This is a genomic window from Nocardia sp. No.11 (assembly GCF_038752175.1).
In the GTDB taxonomy this organism is placed as follows: Bacteria; Actinomycetota; Actinomycetes; order Mycobacteriales; family Mycobacteriaceae; genus Nocardia; species Nocardia canadensis.
On record NZ_JBCGFB010000005.1, the window covers coordinates 12,064 to 33,659 of the forward strand.

The following is a 21,596-nucleotide window of genomic DNA, read 5'->3' on the forward strand; positions in this document are numbered from 1 at the left end:
GCCTGCGCCTGCGGTGACGGCGAGTACGTGGAGGTGCCGCTCGAGGTCGGCATCATCAACGTCGTGCAGACCACCATCGGCACCAACCCGGCGGTGGTCTCGGCCGCGCGCGGGATGTCGCATTTCGGCGAGCACGCGCTGGGCTGGGTCGGCATCGCCGCCGCGGGCTGGCTGGTCGACAAGCCGCGGCGCAGGCAGTGGGCCGGGGTCGCGGTCGGCGCGGTCGGCGCGCACGCCGCCTCGATCGTGATCAAGCGGATCGTCCGGCGCCCGCGCCCGAACGACCCGACGGTGCAGGTCAACGTGTCGACGCCGAGCAAACTGAGCTTCCCGTCCTCGCACGCCACGTCGACCACGGCGGCTGCGGTGTTGCTCGGCAGGCTGACCGGGCTACCCTTGCCAGCGGTGCTCGTGCCGCCGATGCTCCTTTCCCGGGTCGTGCTCGGGGTGCATTACCCTTCCGACGTGCTCGCCGGTTCCGCATTGGGGGCCGCGTCGGCAGCCGCCGTGCTAGCCGCCGAAAAGAGACTCCGACAGTGACCGCAACCGAAAGAACCTTGGCTGAGATGAGCGAAGAACCGTCCGCCGCCGTCCTCGACGAGGCCGTGGTGAAGGGCCCGCCGAAGACTCTGGTCGGCGGTGTCATCAAGGCCATCCGTCCGCGGCAGTGGGTCAAGAACGTCCTCGTGCTCGCCGCGCCGCTGGCCGTCGGGCCGGAGGCGATCAGCGACGCGGGCGTGCTCGTGCACGTCGCCATCGCCTTCGTGGTGTTCTGCATGGCGGCCTCGGGCATCTACCTGGTCAACGATTCGCTCGACGTCGAGGCCGACCGGGCGCATCCGACCAAGCGGTTCCGTCCGATCGCCGCGGGCGTGGTCCCGGTCAACCTGGCGTACGCGCTGGCCGCGGTGCTGCTGGTCGGTTCGATCGCCGGTTCGTTCCTGGCGTCCTGGCACCTGGCCGTGGTGATGGCGATCTACATCGCGATCCAGCTGGCCTACTGCCTGGGCCTCAAGCATCAGGCCGTGCTCGACATCTGCATCGTGTCGTCGGGCTTCCTGCTGCGCGCCGTCGCCGGTGGCGCGGCCGCCGGCATCGCGCTGTCGCAGTGGTTCCTGCTGATCATGGCGTTCGGTTCGCTGTTCATGGCGGCGGGCAAGCGCTACGCGGAACTGCAGATCGCGCTGGAGACCGGCGCGAAGATCCGCAAGTCCCTGCAGTACTACACGCCGACCTACCTGCGCTTCATCTGGACGCTCGCGGCCACCGCCGTCGTGGTGTTCTACGGCCTCTGGGCGTTCCAGCAGGACTCGGCTCGTGACACCCAGTGGTACTCGATCTCCATGATCCCGTTTACCATCGCAATCCTGCGTTACGCGGTCGACGTCGACGGTGGCGAGGCCGGTGAACCCGAAGAGATCGCGCTGGGGGACCGCATCCTGCAGTTCCTCGCTATTGCCTGGATCGGAGCGGTAGGTGTCGCTGTCTATCTCACCTGACGAGATCGTGGTAGCGGAGCAGGAAGCAACCGAATACGAGCGGCTACGCGACGACGAGCAGTCGGCGCGTCCGACCGCGCGTTTCGCGACCCTGTCCCGCGCCACCTTCGTCGGTGGGGTGGTCTTCGCCGTGGTCGTGTTCGCGGTGGGTGCCTGGCAGCGGCGCTGGATCGCCGACGACGGCCTCATCGTGTTGCGGACGGTGCGCAACCTGCTCGCGGGCAACGGCCCCGTCTTCAACATGGACGAGCGGGTCGAGGCCAACACCAGTACCGCGTGGACCTACCTGGTCTGGTTCTTCAGCTGGCTGACCCAGGCGCGGCTCGAGTACGTGGTGCTCGGTGTCGCGCTGGCGGTCTCGCTGCTGGCCATCGTGTTCGCCATGCTCGGCACCGCCCGGCTGTGGGGCGGGACGAGCGGCCAGCTGCTCATCCCGGCGGGCGTGCTCGTCTACATCGCGCTGCCGCCCGCCCGTGACTACGCCACCTCCGGCCTGGAGAGCGGTCTGGTGATCTGCTGGGTCGGGCTGCTGTGGTGGCTGATGATCCGGTGGAGCCAAGCCGCGGTCGTGCGCGTGCCGAGCCTGCTCGGGCTGGTCTTCCTGGCCGGTCTCGCGCCGCTGATCCGGCCGGAGGCCACGCTGATCGGCGTGCTCGCGCTCGGCATGATCTTCCTGACCCCGATGCCGGTGTTCCGGTACGGCCCGATCGCGCTGCGCGCGCTGATCGTGTTCGTCGCCGGGATCGTGCCGGTGGCCTACCAGATCTGGCGGATGGGCTACTACGGCCTGCCCTACCCGAACACCGCGGTCGCCAAGGACGCGGGCGGGGCCAAGTGGGGTCAGGGCATGAAGTACCTGTGGGACCTCGTCGGCCCGTACTACCTGTGGATTCCGCTGCTCGTGCTGCTGATCGCCGGGGTGGTCACCGCGGTGGCGCGCGGGATCGAGGTGCGGCCGCGGTGGTCGGTGGCCGCGATCCGGACCTGGCTGCGCTCGCCGAGCGCGGTCGTCACGCTGATGCTGGGCAGCGGCCTGCTGCTCACCGTCTACGCGATCCGCGTCGGCGGCGACTTCATGCACGGCCGGATGCTGCTGACCCAGCTGTTCCTGCTGCTGTTGCCGGTGGCGGTCGTGCCGATCCGGCTGCCTGCCCGCCTCGGTCGGTCAGCGCCGGCGGACGGTAGCTCGCCTGACCACGCGGACAGCGAGCCGCGGGCGTTCACCCCCCGTGACTGGTCCATGGTGGTCGTGCTGGTCGCGCTGCTCGGCACCGCGGGCTGGTCGCTGTACGCGGCGAGCACCACCGCGATCAAGACCGGCACCAAGATCAGTTCGTCGGGCATCGTCGACGAGCGCGTGTACTACGTGCTCAACACCGGCAAGGACCATCCGATCCTGGCCGAGGACTACCTCGACTACCCGCGCATGCGGGCGATGGTCAACGACATCGCGGCCAACCCCAACGGCGGCCTGCTGCTGAACTCGCCGTCGTTCACGTTCTGGTACCTGGATCCGCCGCCGCAGCCGATTCCCGAGGGCGGCGCCGGGCACACGGTCTACTTCCTGAACCTGGGCATGACGAGCATGAACGTGCCGCTGAGCGTGCGCGTCATCGATCCGATGGGCCTGGCCTACCCGCTGGCCGCGCACTCGGACCGGCTCGCCGACGGCCGCATCGGGCACGACAAGAGCCTGTACCCGGACTGGGTGGTCGTCGACTCGGGCATGGTCGACATCCATCCGTGGATGCCCTGGTACATGGACGAGGAGTGGGTCACCCAGGCGCGCGCGGCGATGGCGTGCCCGCAAACGCAGGCGCTGCTGATCTCCACCCGCGACCCGCTCACCTTCGACCGGTTCAAGCACAACCTGCGCAATGCGCTGAGTTTCGCGAAGTACCGGATCGACCGGGTGCCCAAGTACGAGATCCAGCGATGCGGTCTGGTGGATCCATTTCCCGAGCCGCCGCGCTGAAAAGCTCCACATGCGTCACACTGAGCCCACGGGTTACCCGTGGGCTCAGTGGTTACAGCGCTGGCCTGCGGTTTCCCAGTGGCGTTCGCCGCTTAATCACTTTTCGGTAACGCCAGGCTATCGATGTCACGATATGGTCTTCGAGGAACGGCCCGTCGGCGCACTGGTGTGCCGGTAGTAAGTCGGCGGTCATTTGCAACCGCGGTTCCGCGCGAACCGCACGAGGAAAGGCCCAAAACAGAATGCGTGGCGGACGTCTCAGAGCCCGGGGAGCCGGCTGGCTCAAGCGGTCGATGCTTCTCTCCCTGGCTGTTGTCCTACCGCTCGGTGCGGCGGTGGCCGGCCCGACCGGCACCGCTTCGGCGGCGTTCGATCCCAGTGGCTTCGACTTCTGGGTCGACTCCGAGATGGGCCCGATCAAGAACCGGATCTTCCGCGCGGCCGACGGCAACACCGGTCGCGTCGTGTACGCCCTCGACGGCATGCGGGCCCGCGACGACCTCAGCGGCTGGGAGATCGACACCAACGTCGCCCGGGCGCTGACCGCGGCCAACATCAACGTCGTCATGCCGGTGGGTGGCCAGTCCAGCTTCTACGCCGACTGGAACGCCCCGAGCAACTTCTTCGGCCTCGACACCGGTTCGGGCGGCAGCTCGACCGGTTCGGCGGCCACCGGTTCGGCGATGACGGGTTCGTCGATCGCGCCCGCCCAGGTCGCGGGCAAGAAGAACACCTACAAGTGGGAAAGCTACCTGACCGGCAACCTGCGCAACGCGCTGTCGGCTCGGCTGGGCTTCAACCCCAACAACAACGGTGTGTTCGGTCTGTCGATGGGTGGCTCGGCCGCGCTGACGCTGGCCGCCTACCACCCCGACCAGTTCAGCTTCGCCGGCTCGTTCTCCGGCTACCTGAACATCTCGGCGCCGGGTATGCGTGAGGCGATGCGAGTCGCGATGGTCTCGGCCGGTGGCTTCAACATCGACGCCATGGCCCCGCCGTGGGGTCCGCAGTGGCTGCGGATGGACCCGTTCGTCTTCGCGCCGCGGCTGGTGGCCAACGGCACCCGCGTGTGGGTGTCGGCGGCCAGCGGTATCCCGGGCGCGGGTGACGTCTCCAACCCGATGGAGATCGTCCAGGGCGTGCCGCTGGAGCTCCTCGCGATGGTGAACAGCCGTGCCTTCCAGGTGCGGATGGCCACCCTCGGCGGCGGCAACGCGAACTTCGACTTCCCGCTCACCGGCGTGCACAACTGGCGCAACTGGGAGACCGAGGTCAATCGCATGATCCCGGATCTGTCGGCCAATATCGGCTGATTCTTCGGCGGCTGGCGCCGCGGGTTGCTGATTCTTCGGCGGCTGGCGCCGCGGGCTGCTGATTCTTCGGCGGCTGGCGCCGCGGGTTTCGGCCTCGTGACCCCGGCCCCGCGGAGCGATACTGCGCCTTCGGCGTTCCGTCTCGCTCCGCGGGGCCGGGGCGGCCGAAACCGTGGTGGTCGTGAATGGCAATGGCCGTTCGGTGCTCAGGCACCGGGCGGCCATTTGTTCGTTTTCGTCACGATCCGAGTGATAGCCGGTGACGAATCACGTGCGGCAGGTCACCGCGAGTTGTGTTACGGGTCACTTTCCAGCAACATGTAGGCATTCGTCATTGATTCATACACAGTGAGCATGCGTCGAGGTTGATTCGTCCGTTTTGCCCTGGATTGATCGCTTTCGACGCCCGATGAGGGATCCGACCGTGTAGCTCGGGGTTTGCGCCGTCGGTTCAGCTGAGAAAGGTCTAGTCGAATGCGAACACTGCGCTGGAAGCGTCGGCCCGTGAAGACCGCAGCCCCCGGATCGTGGGCGCGGCGCTGGGCCGCCGGCGTATCCATGGCACTGCTGGTGCCGATCGGAACGGTCATCGCGGGTGGCGCCGCCCCCGCCTCCGCCGGATTCAACCCCGCCGCCTTCGACTTCTGGGTCGACTCCGGGATGGGCCCGATCAAGACGCGCATTCTCCCCGCGCGAAACGGCAATACCAATCGCGTCGCCTACGTGCTCGACGGCATGCGCGCGCCGGAGAACCTCAACGGCTGGGAGATCGAAACGGATATCCCGAATGCGCTCGCCGCGGCGGATATCAACGTGGTGATGCCCGTCGGCGGTATGTCGAGCTTCTACGCCGACTGGAACTCGCCCAGCGAATTCTTCGGTATTCCGGGTAACGGCGCGCCGAACTCCGGCTCCGGCGCGGCCAACGCGCTCTCCGGCGGGCCCGGCAAGAGCTACCGGTACCAGTGGGAATCCTTCCTCACCAACGACCTGCCCAACGCGCTCGCCGGCCGGCTGGGCTTCAGCCGCAACCGCAACGGGGTCTTCGGTCTGTCGATGGGTGGCTCGGCGGCGCTGACGCTGGCCGCCTACCACCCGGACCAGTTCTCCTTCGCCGGCGCGTTCTCCGGTTATTTGAACATCTCGGCGCCCGGCATGCGCGAGGCCATCCGCATCGCCATGCTGGACGCGGGCGGCTACAACGTCGACTCGATGGCCCCGCCGTGGGGTCCGCAGTGGCTGCGGATGGACCCGTTCGTCTTCGCCCCGAATTTGGTCGGCAACAACACCCGGCTGTGGATCGCCGCGGCGTCGGGTCTGCCGACGGGTACCGACGGACCGANCCCGAATTTGGTCGGCAACAACACCCGGCTGTGGATCGCCGCGGCGTCGGGTCTGCCGACGGGTACCGACGGACCGAACATGAACACCGTCAACGGCATGGCCCTGGAAGCGTTGGCGCTGGCCAACACCCGTGCCTTCGAGGTCAGGATGGCGACCCTCGGGGCGCGCAACGTCACCTACTCCTACCCGGCGTTCGGCATCCACGCCTGGAACAACTGGAACGACGAGGCGCTGCGGATGATCCCGGATATGTCGAACAACATCGGCTGACGCCAGTCGCTCGCGACAACCCGAACGCCCGGTGCATTCGTGCACCGGGCGTTTGTTTTCCGGCCGGAATCGTGCCCGAACCGGATGTTCACGGGTTCTGACCTGCTCGGCTCGACGGACCGGCTCTCCGGTTTAATACGGCCGAGTTCCGTTGCCCTTGCAAGTAATTCGTGGGTCGAATATCCTCCAGCGAGCGAAAGTGTGACCAGATCGTTGTTTCACCTGTCTGATCGGCCGGACTGTCGGGATCCGGGGCGATGTCGGAGACGGGTCTGGCATGCCACAACAGCAGAAAGAGAGCGGAATTCACATGCGTTTCGGCAAGGCCGCCGCGCCGAAGGGTGACCAGCCGGGCACGTCCCGGGGAGTTGCATCTCGCGGTTGGCGTAATCGAATTCTAGCTGTCGGCGCCGCAGCCCTCGTGCTGCCGATCGCCGCAGGGGCGGCCCCGATGGCGTTCGCCGCCCCCGCGTCCGTGCCGGCGCTGCGCGCGCCCGCCGGTGGCTACGAAGAGCTGATGGTGCCGTCGAAGATGGGCCCGGTGAAGGTCCAGGTGCAGTGGGCGCGCAACGGTGGCAACGCCGCGCTCTACCTGCTCGACGGCCTGCGCGCCCGCGACGACAAGAACGCTTGGTCGTTCGAGACCAACGCGATGCAGCAGTTCTCCAACGACAACGTCACCTTGGTGATGCCGGTCGGTGGCCAGTCCAGCTGGTACGCCGACTGGGTTTCGGCCAGCAACACCAACGGCCAGAAGACCACCTACAAGTGGGAGACCTTCCTGACCGAGGAGCTGCCCGCCTTCCTCGAGGGCTACGGCGTCTCCCGTACCAACAACGCGGTGCTCGGCCTGTCGATGAGCGGCCCGGCCGCCCTGCGGCTGGCCGCGCTGCACCGGGACCAGTTCAAGCACGCGTCCTCGCTCTCGGGCCCGCTGAACTGGGGTGCTCCCGGCATGCGTGAGGCCATCCGCGTGATGATGCTCGACGCGGGCCGCTTCAACGTCGACTCCATGGCCGCTCCGTGGAGCCCGGCGTGGCTGCGGATGGACCCGATGGTCTTCGCGCCCGAGCTGCGTGGCCTGCCGATGTTCATCTCCTCGGCCAACGGCCTGCCCGGCCAGCACGATCGTCCGGCCGGCCTGGGCGGGGTCTACAACACCGCCAACGCCATGGGCATCGAGGCCATCTCGTTCGTCAGCACGCTGGCGTTCCAGAGCCGCCTGAAGTCGCTCGGCATCGCCGCCACCTTCGACTTCCCGGCCAACGGCACCCACTCCTGGAAGTACTGGGAGGACCAGCTGTGGAAGGCGCGTCCGCAGATCCTCGGCGCGCTGGGCGCCTGACAGTTTCCGTTCAGCAACGCTGACAAGACCGGCTCACCCGCAGGGTGAGCCGGTCTTTTTGCTGTGTGGGGCGCTCGCGTGTCCTCCCGGGTTATCGGCCGGTACTGCGGTACAACCAACGATGAGGCAGTCCCAGGGTGGGGATGAGGAGGGTCGCGCGTGTTGAAACATCGTGTCCGAGCGCCGATGCGGCGGATCCTCGGCATCGCGGCGATGACCGCGGCGCTGCTCGCGCCGACGGTCGCCATACCCGGCCAGGCGCAGGCGCAGACCGGCGTCGCGGGCGTGCAACGGGTGGAATGGCTCTCCGATCGCCGGGTGGCGATGTGGGTGTACTCGCCCGCGATGAACACCCCGATCCAGGTGCAGATGCTGCTGGCGCGCGACTGGAACATCCGCCCCGACGCGAAGTTCCCGATGCTGCTGATGCTCGACGGTCTGCGCGCCCAGGACGACGAGAACGGCTGGACCAAGGACGCCGACGCCGAGGGCTTCTACGCCGACAAGAACGTCAACGTGGTGCTGCCGGTCGGCGGGCAGTCCAGCTGGTACTCCGATTGGCTCGCGCCCGACAACGGTCGCACCTACAAGTGGGAGACATTCCTGACCAAGGAACTCCCGCCGCTGCTCGAACGGGATTGGCGCACGACGGATGTGCGTGGCGTACAGGGCCTGTCGATGGGCGGCACGGCCGCGATGAACCTGGCGGGCCGCAATCCCGGCCTGATGAAGTACGTGGCCTCGTACTCGGGCCTGCTGACCACCACGACTCTCGGTATGCCGCAGGCGATCACCTTCGCCAACAAGGACGCCGGCGGCTTCGACGCGATGTCGATGTGGGGCCCGCCCGGTGGGCCGGAGTGGGCGGCGCACGATCCTTATCTGCTCGCCGACAAGCTCAAAGGCGTGAGCATGTACGTCTCCAGCGGCAGCGGCCTCGCGGGCAGTCACGACCAGCTGGGCGAGGTGCCGCTGCTGAGCGAGAACTGGGCAGGCACCGGGCTGGAGATCCTGTCGCGGCTGTCGACCCAGAACTTCGTCGCCAAGCTGGAGAAGCTCGCGATCCCGGTGCAGGCGAACTACCGCCCCGCCGGCACGCATACCTGGCCGTACTGGGATTTCGAGATGCGGCAGTCGTGGTCGCAGGCGGCCGCGGCGCTCGGCACCGATCCCGGCGGCACCGCGTGCGGTACCGGCGGCGCGATCGGCCCGGTCGCCCAGGCCGCGGCGTGGCTGGGGAACTGCCTGACGGCGGAGTACCCGGTGGCGGCGGGCATGGTGCAGGACTTCCAGAACGGTCGGGTGTTCCATTCCGCCGCGACCGGCGCGCACGCGGTGGCGGGCCGTATCGGTGGCACGTACGCCGGTGTCGGCGGGCCGTCGTCGCCGCTGGGCATGCCGACCGGTGACGAGGTGGGCCTGCCGGACGGGCGCGGCCGCATGCAGACCTTCGAGGGCGGCTCGATCTACTGGACGCCGCAGACCGGCGCGCAGGTGATGCGCGGCGCGTTCCTGGAGGAGTGGGGCAAACAGGGCTTCGAGCGCGGGCCCGCCGGGTATCCCGTTGCCGCCGAAGCGCGTACGCCCAGCCGCGACGGCTCGGTGCAGGCCTTCGAGCACGGCCCGATGTTCTACAGCCCGGCCACCGGCGCGCACCGGGTACAGGGTTTCATCCTGGACAAGTACGCCGCGCTCGGCTTCGAGAACAGCCCGCTGGGCTTCCCGCTCGCCGAGGAGGCGCCGCTGAAGGATCTCGGCCGGTACAGCCGGTTCGAGGGCGGCAACATCTACTGGAGCCCGCTGTCGGGCGCGTGGTCGGTGCGCAACGGCGCAGTCGCCGACGCCTGGGGCGCACAGGGGTTCGAGAACGGCAGGCTGGGGTATCCGGTCAGCGACGAGTTCACCGTCCCCGGTGGGATCCAGCAGAATTTTCAGACCGGGTTCATCGTGGTGCGGGACGGCAAACCCGAAGTTCATGGGGTGTGAGCCCGGGCTGAGAACTCTCTGAGCTTCGCCGCGCGGTACCCGGCGGCCGGTGATGTCCGGCTAGCCTGGTCTGCGACCGCTTCCCTGACGAACGATCGAGGAAAGACATCTTCATGCATCGGATTCCTGGCAAGGCCGCCGGTTCGGTCGCGGCCCTGGCTGCCGTCGCCCTGCTGTCCGCCTGTGGTGGCAACGACTCGACCGCGTCGCAGACGCCCACTCTCTCCTCGAGCGCGAGCGCCGCCGCGTCGGCGACCTCCCAGGCGCCCGCGCCGGGCGGTCACGGTGACCACCCGACGACCTCGAGCGCCGCGCCGGAGTCCTCGGCCGCGCCCGAGCAGCCGCAGGCAGCGCCGGAGACCACGTCCGCGTCCGCGCCCGCCTCCGACAAGGACAAGGCGTTCCTGGCCGAGCTGAGCAAGAACGGGATCAACCCGGCCAGCCCGGACATCGCGCTGACCGCGGCGGGCTACATCTGCTCCAGCCGCGCCACCGGTGCCTCCGATGCCGATATCGCCCCGTACGTGGCGGCGATCGCGGGCACCGACACCGCGTTCGACCAGTCCAAGATGGACGTCAACAAGGCAGCTCAGATCTACATCGCCGCCGCGACCGCCACCTACTGCTAGTGAACCCCCGACCGACGCGACGTACCCGCAGGCTCTGGCCCGCGGGGTGCCTGACCGTGCTGGCCCTGGTCGTCCTGGCGATCATCGTCATCGTGCTGCTCTGGTATCTGCTCGCCGGCCGGTTGCGGGAGCCCGGGCCGACGCCGCCCGGGCCGCCGCCACCGACGTCGCAGTCGGCGGACTGCCCCGATGTGATGCTGCTCTCGATCCCGGGCACCTGGGAGTCGGCCAGCAACGACGATCCGTACAACCCGCAGGCCAACCCGATCTCGCTGATGCTCAGTGTGTCGGGGCCGCTGCGCGCGCAGTTCCCGGACGACCGGCTCGAGGTGTACACGGTGCCCTACGTGGCCCAGTTCTCGAACCCGATCGCCTTCCCGCCGGACGGTCAGGCCTCCTACAACAACAGCCGCACCGAGGGCACCGCGCGGGCCACCGACATCCTGGCCCAGCGGCACCAGCAGTGCCCGCTGACCACCTACGTCATCGCCGGGTTCTCGCAGGGCGCCGTCATCGCCGGTGACGTCGCCGCGCAGATCGGCATGGGCAACGGGCCGGTCCCGGCCGACAAGGTGCTCGGCGTGACGGTGATCGCCGACGGCCGTCGCACCGCCGACACCGGCCCCGGCCAGCCCACCGAGATCGGCGATCCGCCGCCGGCGGGCCAGGGCGCCGAGGTGGCGCTCAAGGGGGTCAACGTGCCCGGCATCAGCATGACCGGCCCGCGCCCCGGTGGGTTCGGCTCGCTGGCGTCGAAGGTGTACTCGATCTGCGCGCCCGGCGATATGATCTGCGACGCGCCGCGCGAGGCCCTCAACCCGGCCAATGCCCTGGGCAGCCTGGGCGCGCTGATCCGCTCGGCGGGCAACCCGGTGCACGCGCTCTACGCCAGCAACACCGTGGACGGACAGGGCACCACCGCGACCCAGTGGACGGTGAACTGGGCGGCCGGACTCATCGAGAACGCGCCGCATCCGCCGCATTCCTGAGTCTTCCCGCCGAACCGGATTGGCGGAGTTGTCACAGTCACAGCGGGTGTGTGATTGCCATGGATCATGCCTCGCTGTGACATCCGCACTCCCATTCGCCCACACGCTGTAAAGTGCGCTGATGATCGCGCCGTCTTCTCTGCTACCGCGGAGTAGCCGGTGGCCCGAATACACCGCCTAGCACGCGCAGCGTGCAACAGCCAGGAGCGATGAGTTCATGACCGAAGCTGCCGCACCCGTCGGTGAGTTGACCGCGCTGGGTACGCCGCTGCGTCCGTTCCGCTTCGCGGCGGCGGGCGAGGGCAACAAGCAGGAGGGCGGCGCACGCAAGTTCGTCCAGACTGCGCAGCAGGCCGAGGAGATGGGGTACGACACCTTCGTCGTCCCCGATCACCTGGGCGACCAGATCGGTCCGATCGCGGCGCTGGGCGCACTCACCCAGGCGACCGACAAGATCCGCCTCGGCACCTCGGTGCTGGCGAACGGCTTCCGGCACCCCGTCGTGCTGGCCAAGGACCTGGCCACCATCGACGTGCTGTCCAAGGGCAGGCTCGAGGTCGGCGTCGGCGCGGGCTGGATCAAGGAAGAGTTCGAGAACGCGGGCATCCCGTACGAGCGCCCCGGCATCCGGCTGGAGAAGCTCGACGAGTCGCTGACCATCCTGGACACGCTGCTGCGTGGCCAGGAGTGCAACTTCGAGGGCAAGCACTACCAGGTGCGTGGCATCAAGGGCACTCCCCGACCGCGGCAGGGCCCTCGTCCCCCGCTGTGTACCGGTGGCGGTGGCCCGAAGATGCTGGCGCTGGCGGCCAAGCACGCCGACATCGTCTCGATCGTCCCGCAGACCACGAAGAACGGTAAGGGTCTGCTGTCCGGCATCACGCTGGAGAAGACGATCGAGAAGGTCAACATCGTCAAGGAGGCTGCCGGCGACCGGTTCGCCGACATCGAACTGAACTGGGCGATCACCGCGATCGTCATCACCGACGACCGGGAGAAGACCGCGGAGATGGCGCTGCGCGCGATCGAACGCGGCCTGCACCCCGATCTCGAGGTCGACGTGGAGCTCACCGCCGAGCAGATCCTGAGTTCGCCCTACATCGCGATCGGCACCTTCGAGGAGATCGCCGAACAGGTCAAGCGTGTGCGCGAACTCACGTCGATGTCCTATGTGGGCATCTTCCCCACCCAGATGGACGCTTTCGCGCCTGTCATTCCGCTGCTGCGGGAGGACTGAGCGGGGGTTCTCTGTAACATGACTCTGGTTTGAGAACATCTAGCCGATAGCGGTCACCGCGCAGACCGCTCGAAAATCCGCAGGTTGTCAGGACGCACGCACGGCGTGTTCCGGGGGCCGGTGGCGATAGCGAGTCGGGGCCTCACGGGTGTCAACGCCGTAATGCGTTGGGAGAATTCACCGGTGTCTGGGCCTCGGAGGAGAAGAAGGAATGGAAGAGACTTTCGACGACTACCTGGACGAGACCGGGAACATTGTGATTCCCGAGGGTCGGACCCTGGTCGATCACGTCGAGAAGCACACCCGTAACGATGCGAACACGCTCGCGTACCGCTACATCGACTACTCGCGGGAACGCGATGGCGAGGTGCACGAGCTGACCTGGCAGGAGTTCGGAGTTCGGCTGCGCGCGGTGGCCGCTCGCCTGCAGCAGGTGACCAACCCGGGCGACCGGGTCGCGATCCTCGCGCCGCAGGGCCTGGACTACGTGATCTCCTTCTTCGCGGCGATCTACGCGGGCACCATCGCCGTGCCGCTGTTCGATCCCGACGAGCCGGGTCACACCGACCGCCTGCACGCCGTGCTCGGCGACTGTGAGCCGTCGGCGATCCTCACCGCGACCTCCTCGGCCGCCGGTGTCCGCCAGTTCTTCCGTTCGCTGCCCGCCGCGCAGCGTCCGCGCATCATCGCCGTCGACGCGATCCCGGACACCCTCGGGGAGTCCTGGGTCCGCCCCGACACCGCGATCGACGACATCGCCTACCTGCAGTACACCTCGGGTTCCACCCGGGTGCCCGCGGGCGTGGAGATCACCCACCGCGCGGTCGGCACCAACCTGCTGCAGATGGTCAAGGCGATCAACCTGGACTGGAACTCGCGCGGCGTCACCTGGCTGCCGCTGTTCCACGACATGGGCCTGCTGACGGTCATCCTGCCCGCGGTCGGCGGCCGCTACATCACCATCATGTCGCCGAGCGCCTTCGTGCGCCGCCCGTCGCGCTGGATCAACGAGCTGGCCGCCGTCTCCGACGGTGCGGGTACCTTCGCGGCCGCGCCGAACTTCGCGTTCGAGCACGCCGCGGCGCGTGGTCTGCCGAAGGCGGGCGAGTCGCTGGACCTGTCGAACGTGATCGGCCTGATCAACGGCTCCGAGCCGGTGACCGTGTCGTCGATGAAGAAGTTCAACGAGGCGTTCGCGCCCTACGGCCTGCCCAAGACCGCGATCAAGCCCTGCTACGGCATGGCGGAGGCGACGCTGTTCGTCTCGGCGACCAAGGCCGAGGACGAGGCCAAGGTCGTCTACGTCGACCGGCACGAGCTGAACGCCGGTCGCATGGTGCGGGTCGAGCAGACCCATGAGAACGCCATCGCGCAGGTCGCCTGCGGTTATGTCGCGCTGTCGCAGTGGGCCACCATCATCGATCCCGAGACGGTGGAGCGCCCCGAGGGCGGCCGCGAGCTGCCCGACGGTCACGTCGGTGAGATCTGGCTGCACGGCAACAACATGGGCATCGGCTACTGGGGTCGCCCCGACGAGTCGACCAAGGCCTTCCGCAACAAGGTCACCGAGCGGGCCGCCGAGGGCAGCCACGCCGAGGGCACCGAGCTCGACGCCGACTGGCTGCGCACCGGCGACTACGGCGTGTACTTCGACGGCGAGCTCTACATCACCGGTCGCGTCAAGGACCTGGTGATCGTCGACGGCCGCAACCACTACCCGCAGGATCTGGAGTTCTCCGCGCAGGAGGCGTCCAAGGCGCTGCGTCCCGGTTTCGTCGCCGCCTTCGCGGTGCCCGCCAACCAGCTGCCCGCCGAGGTCTTCGCCGCCGACAGCCACTCCGGCCTGAAGTTCGACGCCGACGACGCGTCCGAGCAGCTGGTCATCGTGGCCGAGCGTGGTCCCGGCGCGGGCAAGGCCGACCCGGCCCCGATCGCCGACGCGGTGCGCGCGGCGGTCTCGCTGCGGCACGGTGTGACCGCCCGTGACATCCTGCTCGTACCCGCGGGTTCCATCCCGCGTACCTCCAGCGGAAAGATCGCCCGGCGGGCCTGCAAGGCCGCCTACCTCGAGGGAACGCTGCGCGGTGGTTACACCCAGCAGGCTTTCCCCGATGCACCGGAAGAGTAATCGGCCGACCGGATCGGATCGACGCCCGGCGTGAGCGCACGTCGGGCGTCATTCCACGGCGCGCCCTGTACGCAGACAGGTAGCTTGAGGAATTGATGGCTGACAACGAGGGCACGCCCACCCAGAACCCCGAAGTTCCCGCGCAGACCACCCCGGCGGGTGATCTCTCGGTGGCCGAGCTGCGCGAATGGCTGCGCAAATGGGTCGCCGACGCGACCGGGCAGTCGATCGACGCGATCACCGTCGACCGGCCGATGGAGGAGTTCGGGCTGGCCTCGCGCGATGCCCTCGCCCTCGGTGGTGACATCGAGGAACTGACCGGCGTCATCCTCACCCCGACGGTGGTCTATCAGCATCCGACGATCGCCTCGCTGGCCGAGGTCATCGTCAACGGCGAGCCGGAGCTGCCCGCCGAGGAGACCGAGGACTACGCGGCCGCCTACCAGCCCGGCGAGACGCACGACATCGCCGTGGTCGGCCTGTCGACCCGGCTGCCCGGCGCGGGCAGCACCCCGGAGTCGACCTGGGAGTTCATCATCGGTCGCGGTGACGCGATCCGTGAGCTGCCGGAGGGCCGCTGGTCGGAGTTCCTCGGCGATCCCGGGGTGGCGCAGACCGTCCGCGAGTCCAACACCCTCGGCGGCTACCTGGACCAGGACGTGGTCAAGGGCTTCGACGCCGAGTTCTTCGCCATGTCGCCGGTCGAGGTCGAGCGCGTCGACCCGCAGCAGCGGCTGATGATGGAGCTCACCTGGGAGGCGCTCGAGCACGCGCGCATCCCGGCCAGCGAGCTCAAGGGCGAGAAGGTCGGCGTGTTCGTCGGCTCGTCCAGCAGCGATTTCCAGCTGATCGCCTCGCTCGGCCTCGGCGATCGGGACCCGAGCCTGCCGATCTCGGCGGAGGCCTACGCCCTGCTCGGCGCGTCGACCGGCATCATCGCCAACCGCGTCTCCTACTTCTTCGACTTCCGTGGCCCGTCGGTCACCGTCGACACCGCCTGCTCCTCGACCATCGTCGCGGTCCACCAGGCCGTGCGCGCGCTGCGCGACGGCGAGGCCGACGTGGCGCTGGCCGGTGGCGTGAACATGATCCTGGCCCCCGTCATCACCCTCGGTTTCGAGAAGAACGGCGCGGTCGCCAAGGACGGTCACATCAAGGCGTTCTCCAACGACGCCGACGGCATGGTCCGCTCCGAGGGCGCGGGTCTGGTCGTGCTCAAGCGCCTGGTCGACGCCGAGCGCGACGGCGACAACATCCTGGGCGTGATCAAGGGTTCCGCGGTGAACTCCGACGGCCGCTCCAACGGCCTGTTCGCCCCGAACCCGGAGGCTCAGGCCGACGTCCTGCGCGCCGCCTACCGCGACGCGGGCATCGCCCCCTCCACCGTCGACTACATCGAGGCGCACGGCACCGGCACCCCGATCGGTGACCCGATCGAGGCCGAGGCGCTGGCCCGCATCGTCGGCCGCGGCCGCGACGCCGACAAGCCCGCGCTGCTCGGCTCCGCCAAGACCAACTTCGGCCACCTGGAATCCGGCGCGGGCGCGGCGAGCCTGGCCAAGGTGCTGATGTCGTTCCAGCACAACGTGATTCCGCCGAACATCAACTACGCGGGCCCGAGCCCGTACATCCCGTTCGAGCAGGCCAACCTCAAGGTCGTCGACGAGCCCACCGAGTACCCGCGCTACAGCGGCGTCGCGACCGTCGGCATCTCCGGCTTCGGCTTCGGCGGCACCAACGCCCACGTCGTGCTCCAGGAGTACGTGCCGTCGCTGCCCGTCGTCGAGGACGTGACGGTCGAGCAGGTCGCGGCCGAGGCGATCGAGGGCGAGGAGACCACCGACGTGGTCGCCGAGGCCACCGCGATCACCGCGGCCGCCGCCGAGCCGGAGCAGCCGGTCGTCGTCGAGTGGGACGGCGAGCGCGCCGAGCCACTCCCGGTGATCATCGCCGTGTCGGCCTACCTGCCCTCGCGCCGCAAGCGCGCCGCCGCCGAACTGGCCGACTGGCTGGAGGGCCCGGGCAAGGACGTGCCGCTGGTCGATGTCGCCCGCGCGCTGGCCAAGCGCAGCCACCAGCGTTCGCGCGGTGTGGTGCTGGCCAAGACGCACGCCGAGGCCGTCACCGGCCTGCGCGCCATCGCCGAGGGCAAGCCCGGCACCGGCGTGTTCACCGCCGATTCGCCGGCGACCAACGCCCCCGTCTGGGTGATGTGCGGCTTCGGCGCGCAGCACCGCAAGATGTCCAAGCAGCTGTACAACGAGAACTCGATCTTCCGCAAGACCGTCGACGAGGTCGACGAGCTGGTGCAGGACGAGGCGGGTTACTCGATCCGCGAGATGTTCCTCGACGACGAGCAGGACTACGACGTCGGTACCTGCCAGGTCGGCATCTTCACCACCCAGCTGGGTCTGGCCGCGGTGCTGCGCGCCCACGGTGCCGAACCCGCCGCGGTGGTGGGCCATTCGATGGGTGAGGTCGCCGGCGCCTACATCGCGGGCGGTCTGAGCCTGGAAGACGCGGTGCGCGTGATCTGCGCCCGCTCGCGCCTGATGGGCGAGGGCGAGCAGATGATCACCGAGGACGACGTGCGCAATATGGCGCTGGTCGAGCTCAGCGCCCACGATGTGGCCGAGCTGCTGCCGCGCTTCCCCGACGTCGAGTGCGCGGTGTACGCCGCGCCGACCAACACCGTCATCGGCGGCCCGCGCGAGCAGGTCGAGCAGATCGTCGCCGAGGTGGAGGGCATGGGCAAGTTCGCCCGCATCCTGCCCACCCGCGGCGCGGGCCACACCTCGCAGATGGACCCGCTGCTCGGCGAGCTGGCCGCCGAACTGGCAGGCATCGAGCCGACCTCGCTGACAACGGGCCTGTACTCGACCGTGCACGAGGGCTTGTACTTCAAGCCCGGCTCCGAGCCGATCCACGACGAGCCCTACTGGGTGAAGAACATGCGCCACGCGGTGTACTTCACCAACGCGATCAAGGCCGCCGTCGACTCCGGGCACACCACGTTCCTGGAGCTGGCGCCCAATTCCGTCGCGCTGATGCAGGTGCTGGGCACCACCTTCGCCGCGGGCGTGCACGACGCGCAGCTCATCCCCACGCTCAAGCGCAAGGAGGACGAGTCCGCCGGTGTCATCGGCGCGCTCGCCCAGCTCTACGTGCACGGCCACGCCGTGAACCTGAGTTCGCTGCTGCCCGAGGGCGATTACGCCGACGTGCCGCGTACCGCGTTCGTGCGCAAGGAGTACTGGCCCAAGGTCGCCATGTCCTCGGGTCGCGGCAACACCAAGGTGCCCGGCGCGCACGTCGCCATGCCCGACGGCCGCCACGCCTGGGAGGTGCAGGCCGCCTCGGTCACCGATCTGGCCGCGCTGGTGAAAGCCGCTGCCGCGCAGGTGCTCTCCGATGTCGCCGTGTCGGTCTCGCACCCGCATGCCGCGCTGCCGAGCACCGGCACCCTGACCACCACCCTCACCCCGCATCTCGGTGGTGCGTCGGTGCAGGTGCACGCCAAGGACGCCACCGGTTTCACGCTGCTGTTCGACGCGGTCGTCACCTCCGGTGCCGCGCTGCCCGAACCCGTTGTCGCCGAGACCGTCCCGGCCGCCGTCGCCGAGCCGACCGCGGCCGAGGTGGCCGTGGCGACCAGCGACCGCTGGGACCCCAACGGCAGCGAGACCGTCGAACAGCGGCTGTGCGTGATCGTCGCCGAGTCCATGGGCTACGCCGTCGAGGACCTCCCGATGGAGATCCCGCTGATGGAGCTCGGCCTGGACTCGCTGATGGCGATGCGCATCAAGAACCGCGTCGAGTACGAGTTCGACATCCCGCAGCTACAGGTCTCGGCCGTGCGCGACGCCAGCCTCAACGAGGTCTCCAAGGTCCTGCGCTACGCGATCGAGCACCGCGACGAGGTCGCGGCGATGGCGGAGAAGCAGGCCGCGGCCAAGGCGGCCGGTGAAGACGTCGAGATCGGCGTGGACGCCGGCTTCGTCGAGGCCGCGCGCGCGGCGATCGCGGCCGGTGGGGACCCGCTGGCCGCCGCCAAGGCCGCGGGCGCGGACCTGCCGTCGGAGGCCGCCGGTACCCCGGCTGCGGCCGAATCTGCTTCCGCTGCCTCGGACTCCGTCGCCGTGGCAGCCGATACCGCTGCCGCCGAGCCGGTTTCGACGGACACCGCGCCTGCCGAGGTCGCGGCGGTCGTGCCGGATGTCGACTACTCGGCCCCGGCCGGGGACGAGGACAACGTTCCGCCACGTGACGCTGCCGAGCGACTCGCCTACGCGACCTGGGCCGTGGTCACCGGCACCTCGCCGGGCGGCATCTTCAACACCCTCCCGATTCTGGAGGAGGAGGTCGCCGAGAAGATGGCGGCTCGCCTCACCGAGCGGGTGGGCGCCGAGGTCACCGTCGACGACGTGCTCGACTGCGAGACCATCGAGCAGCTCTCCGAGATCGTGCGCAACCTGCAGGACAGCGGTGCCGACGTGGACGGCTTCATCCGCCCGCTGCGGGCCCGCGTCGAGGGTTCCACCGCCACCCCGGTATTCGTGTTCCACCCGGCCGGCGGCAACACCCTGGTCTACGAGCCGCTGCTCAAGCGGCTGCCCGCCGACACCCCGATGTACGGCATCGAGCGAGTCGACGGCTCGATCGAGGAGCGTGCCCGCCAGTACCTGCCCGAGCTGCGCAAGATCCAGGGCGACGGCCCGTACGTGCTGTACGGCTGGTCGCTGGGCGCGGTGCTGGCGCTGCAGGTGGGTCAGCTGCTGCGGGAGGAAGGCGCCGACGTGCGCTACGTCGGCCTGATCGACCTGGCGATGACCGTCGAGGACGAGGACAACAGCCCCGAGGAACGCGTGCGTCGCCTCGAGCGCTACCAGGCCTTCGCCAAGAAGACCTACAACGTGCCCGCCGAACTCGACCGCGACCAGATCGAGGAACTGGCGGCGGCCTCCGACGCCGAGCAGTTCTCGATGATCAGCGACCTGATCAAGCTGTCGGGCGCGAAGATCCCCGGTGGTGTGCTCGAACACCAGCGCACCTCGTGGATCGAGAACCGCGCGCTGCAGCAGGTGCGCCCCCGCAAGTACGACGGTGACGTGGTGCTCTACCTGGCCGATCGCTACCACGACGGTGCGATCGAGCTCGAGCCCCGCTTCGCCGACCGCAAGCCCAACGGCGGCTGGGACGAATACGTCCCGAACCTGGAGATCGTCCACATCCCGGGCGACCACCTGCAGATCGTCGACGAACCGCGGATCGGCCAGATCGGGGCCGACCTCGCCGCCAAGCTGGCCGCGATTTCCGCCAAGGGAGAGAAGTGAGCACTACCGCCGAAAAGCTTGTCGATCTACAGCAGCGCCTCGAGCTCGCCAAAGAGCCCGCGGGTGCGAAGGGGATCGAGAAGCGCGCGCGGAAGGGCATTCCCAGCGCCAGGGCTCGCATCGACATGTTGATGGACCCGGGCACGTTCGTCGAGATCGGCGCGCTGGTCCGCAAGCCGGGTGACCCGGCCGCGCTCTACGGCGACGGTGTCGTCGTCGGGCACGGTCTGGTCGAGGGCCGTCCCGTGGCGGTGTTCTCGCACGACCAGACCGTGTACGGCGGTTCGGTCGGTGAGGCGTTCGGCCGCAAGCTGTGCGGGATCATGCAGTACGCGTCCAAGGTCGGCATCCCGCTGGTCGGTATCAACGATTCCGGTGGCGCGCGCGTGCAGGAGGCGATCAGCTCGCTGGCCTGGTACGCGTGGATGGCGACCAACCTGGAGCCGCTGTCGGGCATGGTGCCGCTGGTCTCGCTGATCCTCGGCAACTGCGCCGGTGGCGCGGTGTACGAGCCGATCTGCACCGATGTGGTGGTGGCGACCGAGTCGGCGCACATGTTCGTGACCGGCCCGAAGATCATCAAAGAGGTCACCGGCGAGGACGTCAGCCTCGAGGAGCTCGGTGGGGCGCGCACGCAGGCCGAGTACGGCAACATCCACCACGTCGCCAAGGACGAGGAGGCGGCGTTCACCTGGGTGCGCGAGTACCTGGGCTACATGCCGAGCAGCTGCCAGGAACTGCCGCCGGTGGTGAATCCCGGCCTGGAGCCGGAGATCACCGACTCCGACCGCGAGCTGAACACGCTCATGCCGGACTCGGACAACGCCGGCTACGACATGCACGACATCCTGCTGCGCATCTTCGACGACGGTGAGTTCAAGGAGATCAGCGCCGAGACCGGCCAGAACATCATCACCGGTTTCTCCCGCGTCGACGGCAACACCGTCGGTGTCGTCGCCAACCAGCCGCTGGCCTCGGCCGGCGCCTTGGACGCGCGCGCGTCCGACAAGGCCTCGCATTTCGTGCGCCTGTGCGACGCGTTCGAGATCCCGCTGATCTTCGTCGTCGACACCCCCGGCTTCCTGCCGGGCGTCGAGCAGGAGAAGGTCGGCGTGATCAAGCGCGGCGGCCGCTTCCTGTTCTCCTACGTGGAGGCCTCGGTCCCCAAGATCACCCTGGTGGTCCGCAAGTCCTACGGCGGCGGCTACGCGGTGATGGGCTCCAAGCAGCTCGGCGCCGACATCAACCTGGCCTGGCCGACGGCCCGCCTCGCGGTCATGGGCGCCGAGGGCGCCGTCAGCCTGCTCGGGGCCGCCCAGATCGCGGCCGCCCCCGAGGACCAGCGCGCCGCCATCCGCCAGAACCTGATCGATTTCTACAACGCCAATATCGCCACCCCCTGGGTAGCCGCCGAACGCGGTTTCATCGACGCGGTCATCGAACCGGCCACCACCCGCCTCGAGATCCGCCGAGCCCTGAAGCTCCTCCAGGACAAGAAGATCCAGCGCAACCCCCGCAAGCACCACGTCCTGCCCCTGTAGTACCTGC

General features: G+C 68.8%; 13 protein-coding genes. All 13 read left to right on the forward strand.

The genetic code is table 11. The annotated features are described in order from the left end of the window. The first annotated feature begins 27 nt into the window (after window positions 1–27). The 13 genes from V8688_RS02840 (at window position 28) to V8688_RS02900 (ending at window position 21,589) form a co-directional block, all read left to right on the forward strand. Window positions 28–540: a phosphatase PAP2 family protein gene (locus V8688_RS02840; RefSeq protein WP_218721334.1), complete on the forward strand. Its 513-nt coding sequence runs from the start codon at window positions 28–30 to the stop codon at window positions 538–540. A gap of 26 nt (window positions 541–566) precedes the next feature. Next, entirely contained in the window at window positions 567–1,499 is a 933-nt protein-coding gene (locus tag V8688_RS02845) for a decaprenyl-phosphate phosphoribosyltransferase (protein WP_342800092.1), read from the forward strand. Beyond that, a complete protein-coding gene (gene zomB, locus V8688_RS02850) occupies window positions 1,477–3,474 on the forward strand; it encodes a flagellar motor control protein ZomB (RefSeq protein WP_342800093.1) in 1,998 nt (665 codons plus the stop codon). The genes V8688_RS02845 and zomB overlap by 23 nt, the downstream gene beginning before the upstream one ends. A gap of 242 nt (window positions 3,475–3,716) precedes the next feature. Then, the gene (locus V8688_RS02855) at window positions 3,717–4,787 is read left to right on the forward strand and encodes an alpha/beta hydrolase family protein (protein WP_218721226.1); all 1,071 of its coding nucleotides are present in this window, start codon (window positions 3,717–3,719) and stop codon (window positions 4,785–4,787) included. Between the two features lie 474 nt (window positions 4,788–5,261). Continuing rightward, a complete protein-coding gene (locus tag V8688_RS02860; protein WP_342800094.1) occupies window positions 5,262–6,401 on the forward strand; it encodes an alpha/beta hydrolase family protein in 1,140 nt (379 codons plus the stop codon). A 310-nt stretch (window positions 6,402–6,711) separates the two neighbouring features. Then, window positions 6,712–7,746, forward strand: a complete 1,035-nt coding sequence (locus V8688_RS02865; protein WP_255588563.1) for an alpha/beta hydrolase family protein — start codon at window positions 6,712–6,714, stop codon at window positions 7,744–7,746. A 186-nt stretch (window positions 7,747–7,932) separates the two neighbouring features. Then, complete coding sequence (locus V8688_RS02870; RefSeq protein ID WP_255588573.1) at window positions 7,933–9,732, forward strand: alpha/beta hydrolase-fold protein; 1,800 nt, start codon at window positions 7,933–7,935, stop codon at window positions 9,730–9,732. 113 nt (window positions 9,733–9,845) lie between these two features. Further along, window positions 9,846–10,361, forward strand: coding sequence for a DUF732 domain-containing protein (locus tag V8688_RS02875; RefSeq protein WP_342800095.1), 516 nt, complete (start codon window positions 9,846–9,848; stop codon window positions 10,359–10,361). Then, window positions 10,361–11,350: a cutinase family protein gene (locus V8688_RS02880; RefSeq protein WP_218721228.1), complete on the forward strand. Its 990-nt coding sequence runs from the start codon at window positions 10,361–10,363 to the stop codon at window positions 11,348–11,350. The genes V8688_RS02875 and V8688_RS02880 overlap by 1 nt, the downstream gene beginning before the upstream one ends. Window positions 11,351–11,567: 217 nt before the next feature. Continuing rightward, entirely contained in the window at window positions 11,568–12,587 is a 1,020-nt protein-coding gene (locus tag V8688_RS02885; protein ID WP_218721229.1) for an LLM class F420-dependent oxidoreductase, read from the forward strand. Between the two features lie 211 nt (window positions 12,588–12,798). Next, window positions 12,799–14,715: a long-chain-fatty-acid--AMP ligase FadD32 gene (gene fadD32, locus V8688_RS02890; RefSeq protein WP_218721230.1), complete on the forward strand. Its 1,917-nt coding sequence runs from the start codon at window positions 12,799–12,801 to the stop codon at window positions 14,713–14,715. Window positions 14,716–14,810: 95 nt separating this feature from the next. Beyond that, window positions 14,811–20,048 (forward strand): polyketide synthase Pks13, encoded by a 5,238-nt coding sequence (gene pks13, locus V8688_RS02895; RefSeq protein ID WP_342800096.1) that lies wholly within the window; start codon window positions 14,811–14,813, stop codon window positions 20,046–20,048. Further along, window positions 20,045–21,589, forward strand: a complete 1,545-nt coding sequence (locus tag V8688_RS02900; RefSeq protein WP_342800097.1) for an acyl-CoA carboxylase subunit beta — start codon at window positions 20,045–20,047, stop codon at window positions 21,587–21,589. The genes pks13 and V8688_RS02900 overlap by 4 nt, the downstream gene beginning before the upstream one ends. Window positions 21,590–21,596 lie beyond the last annotated feature (7 nt).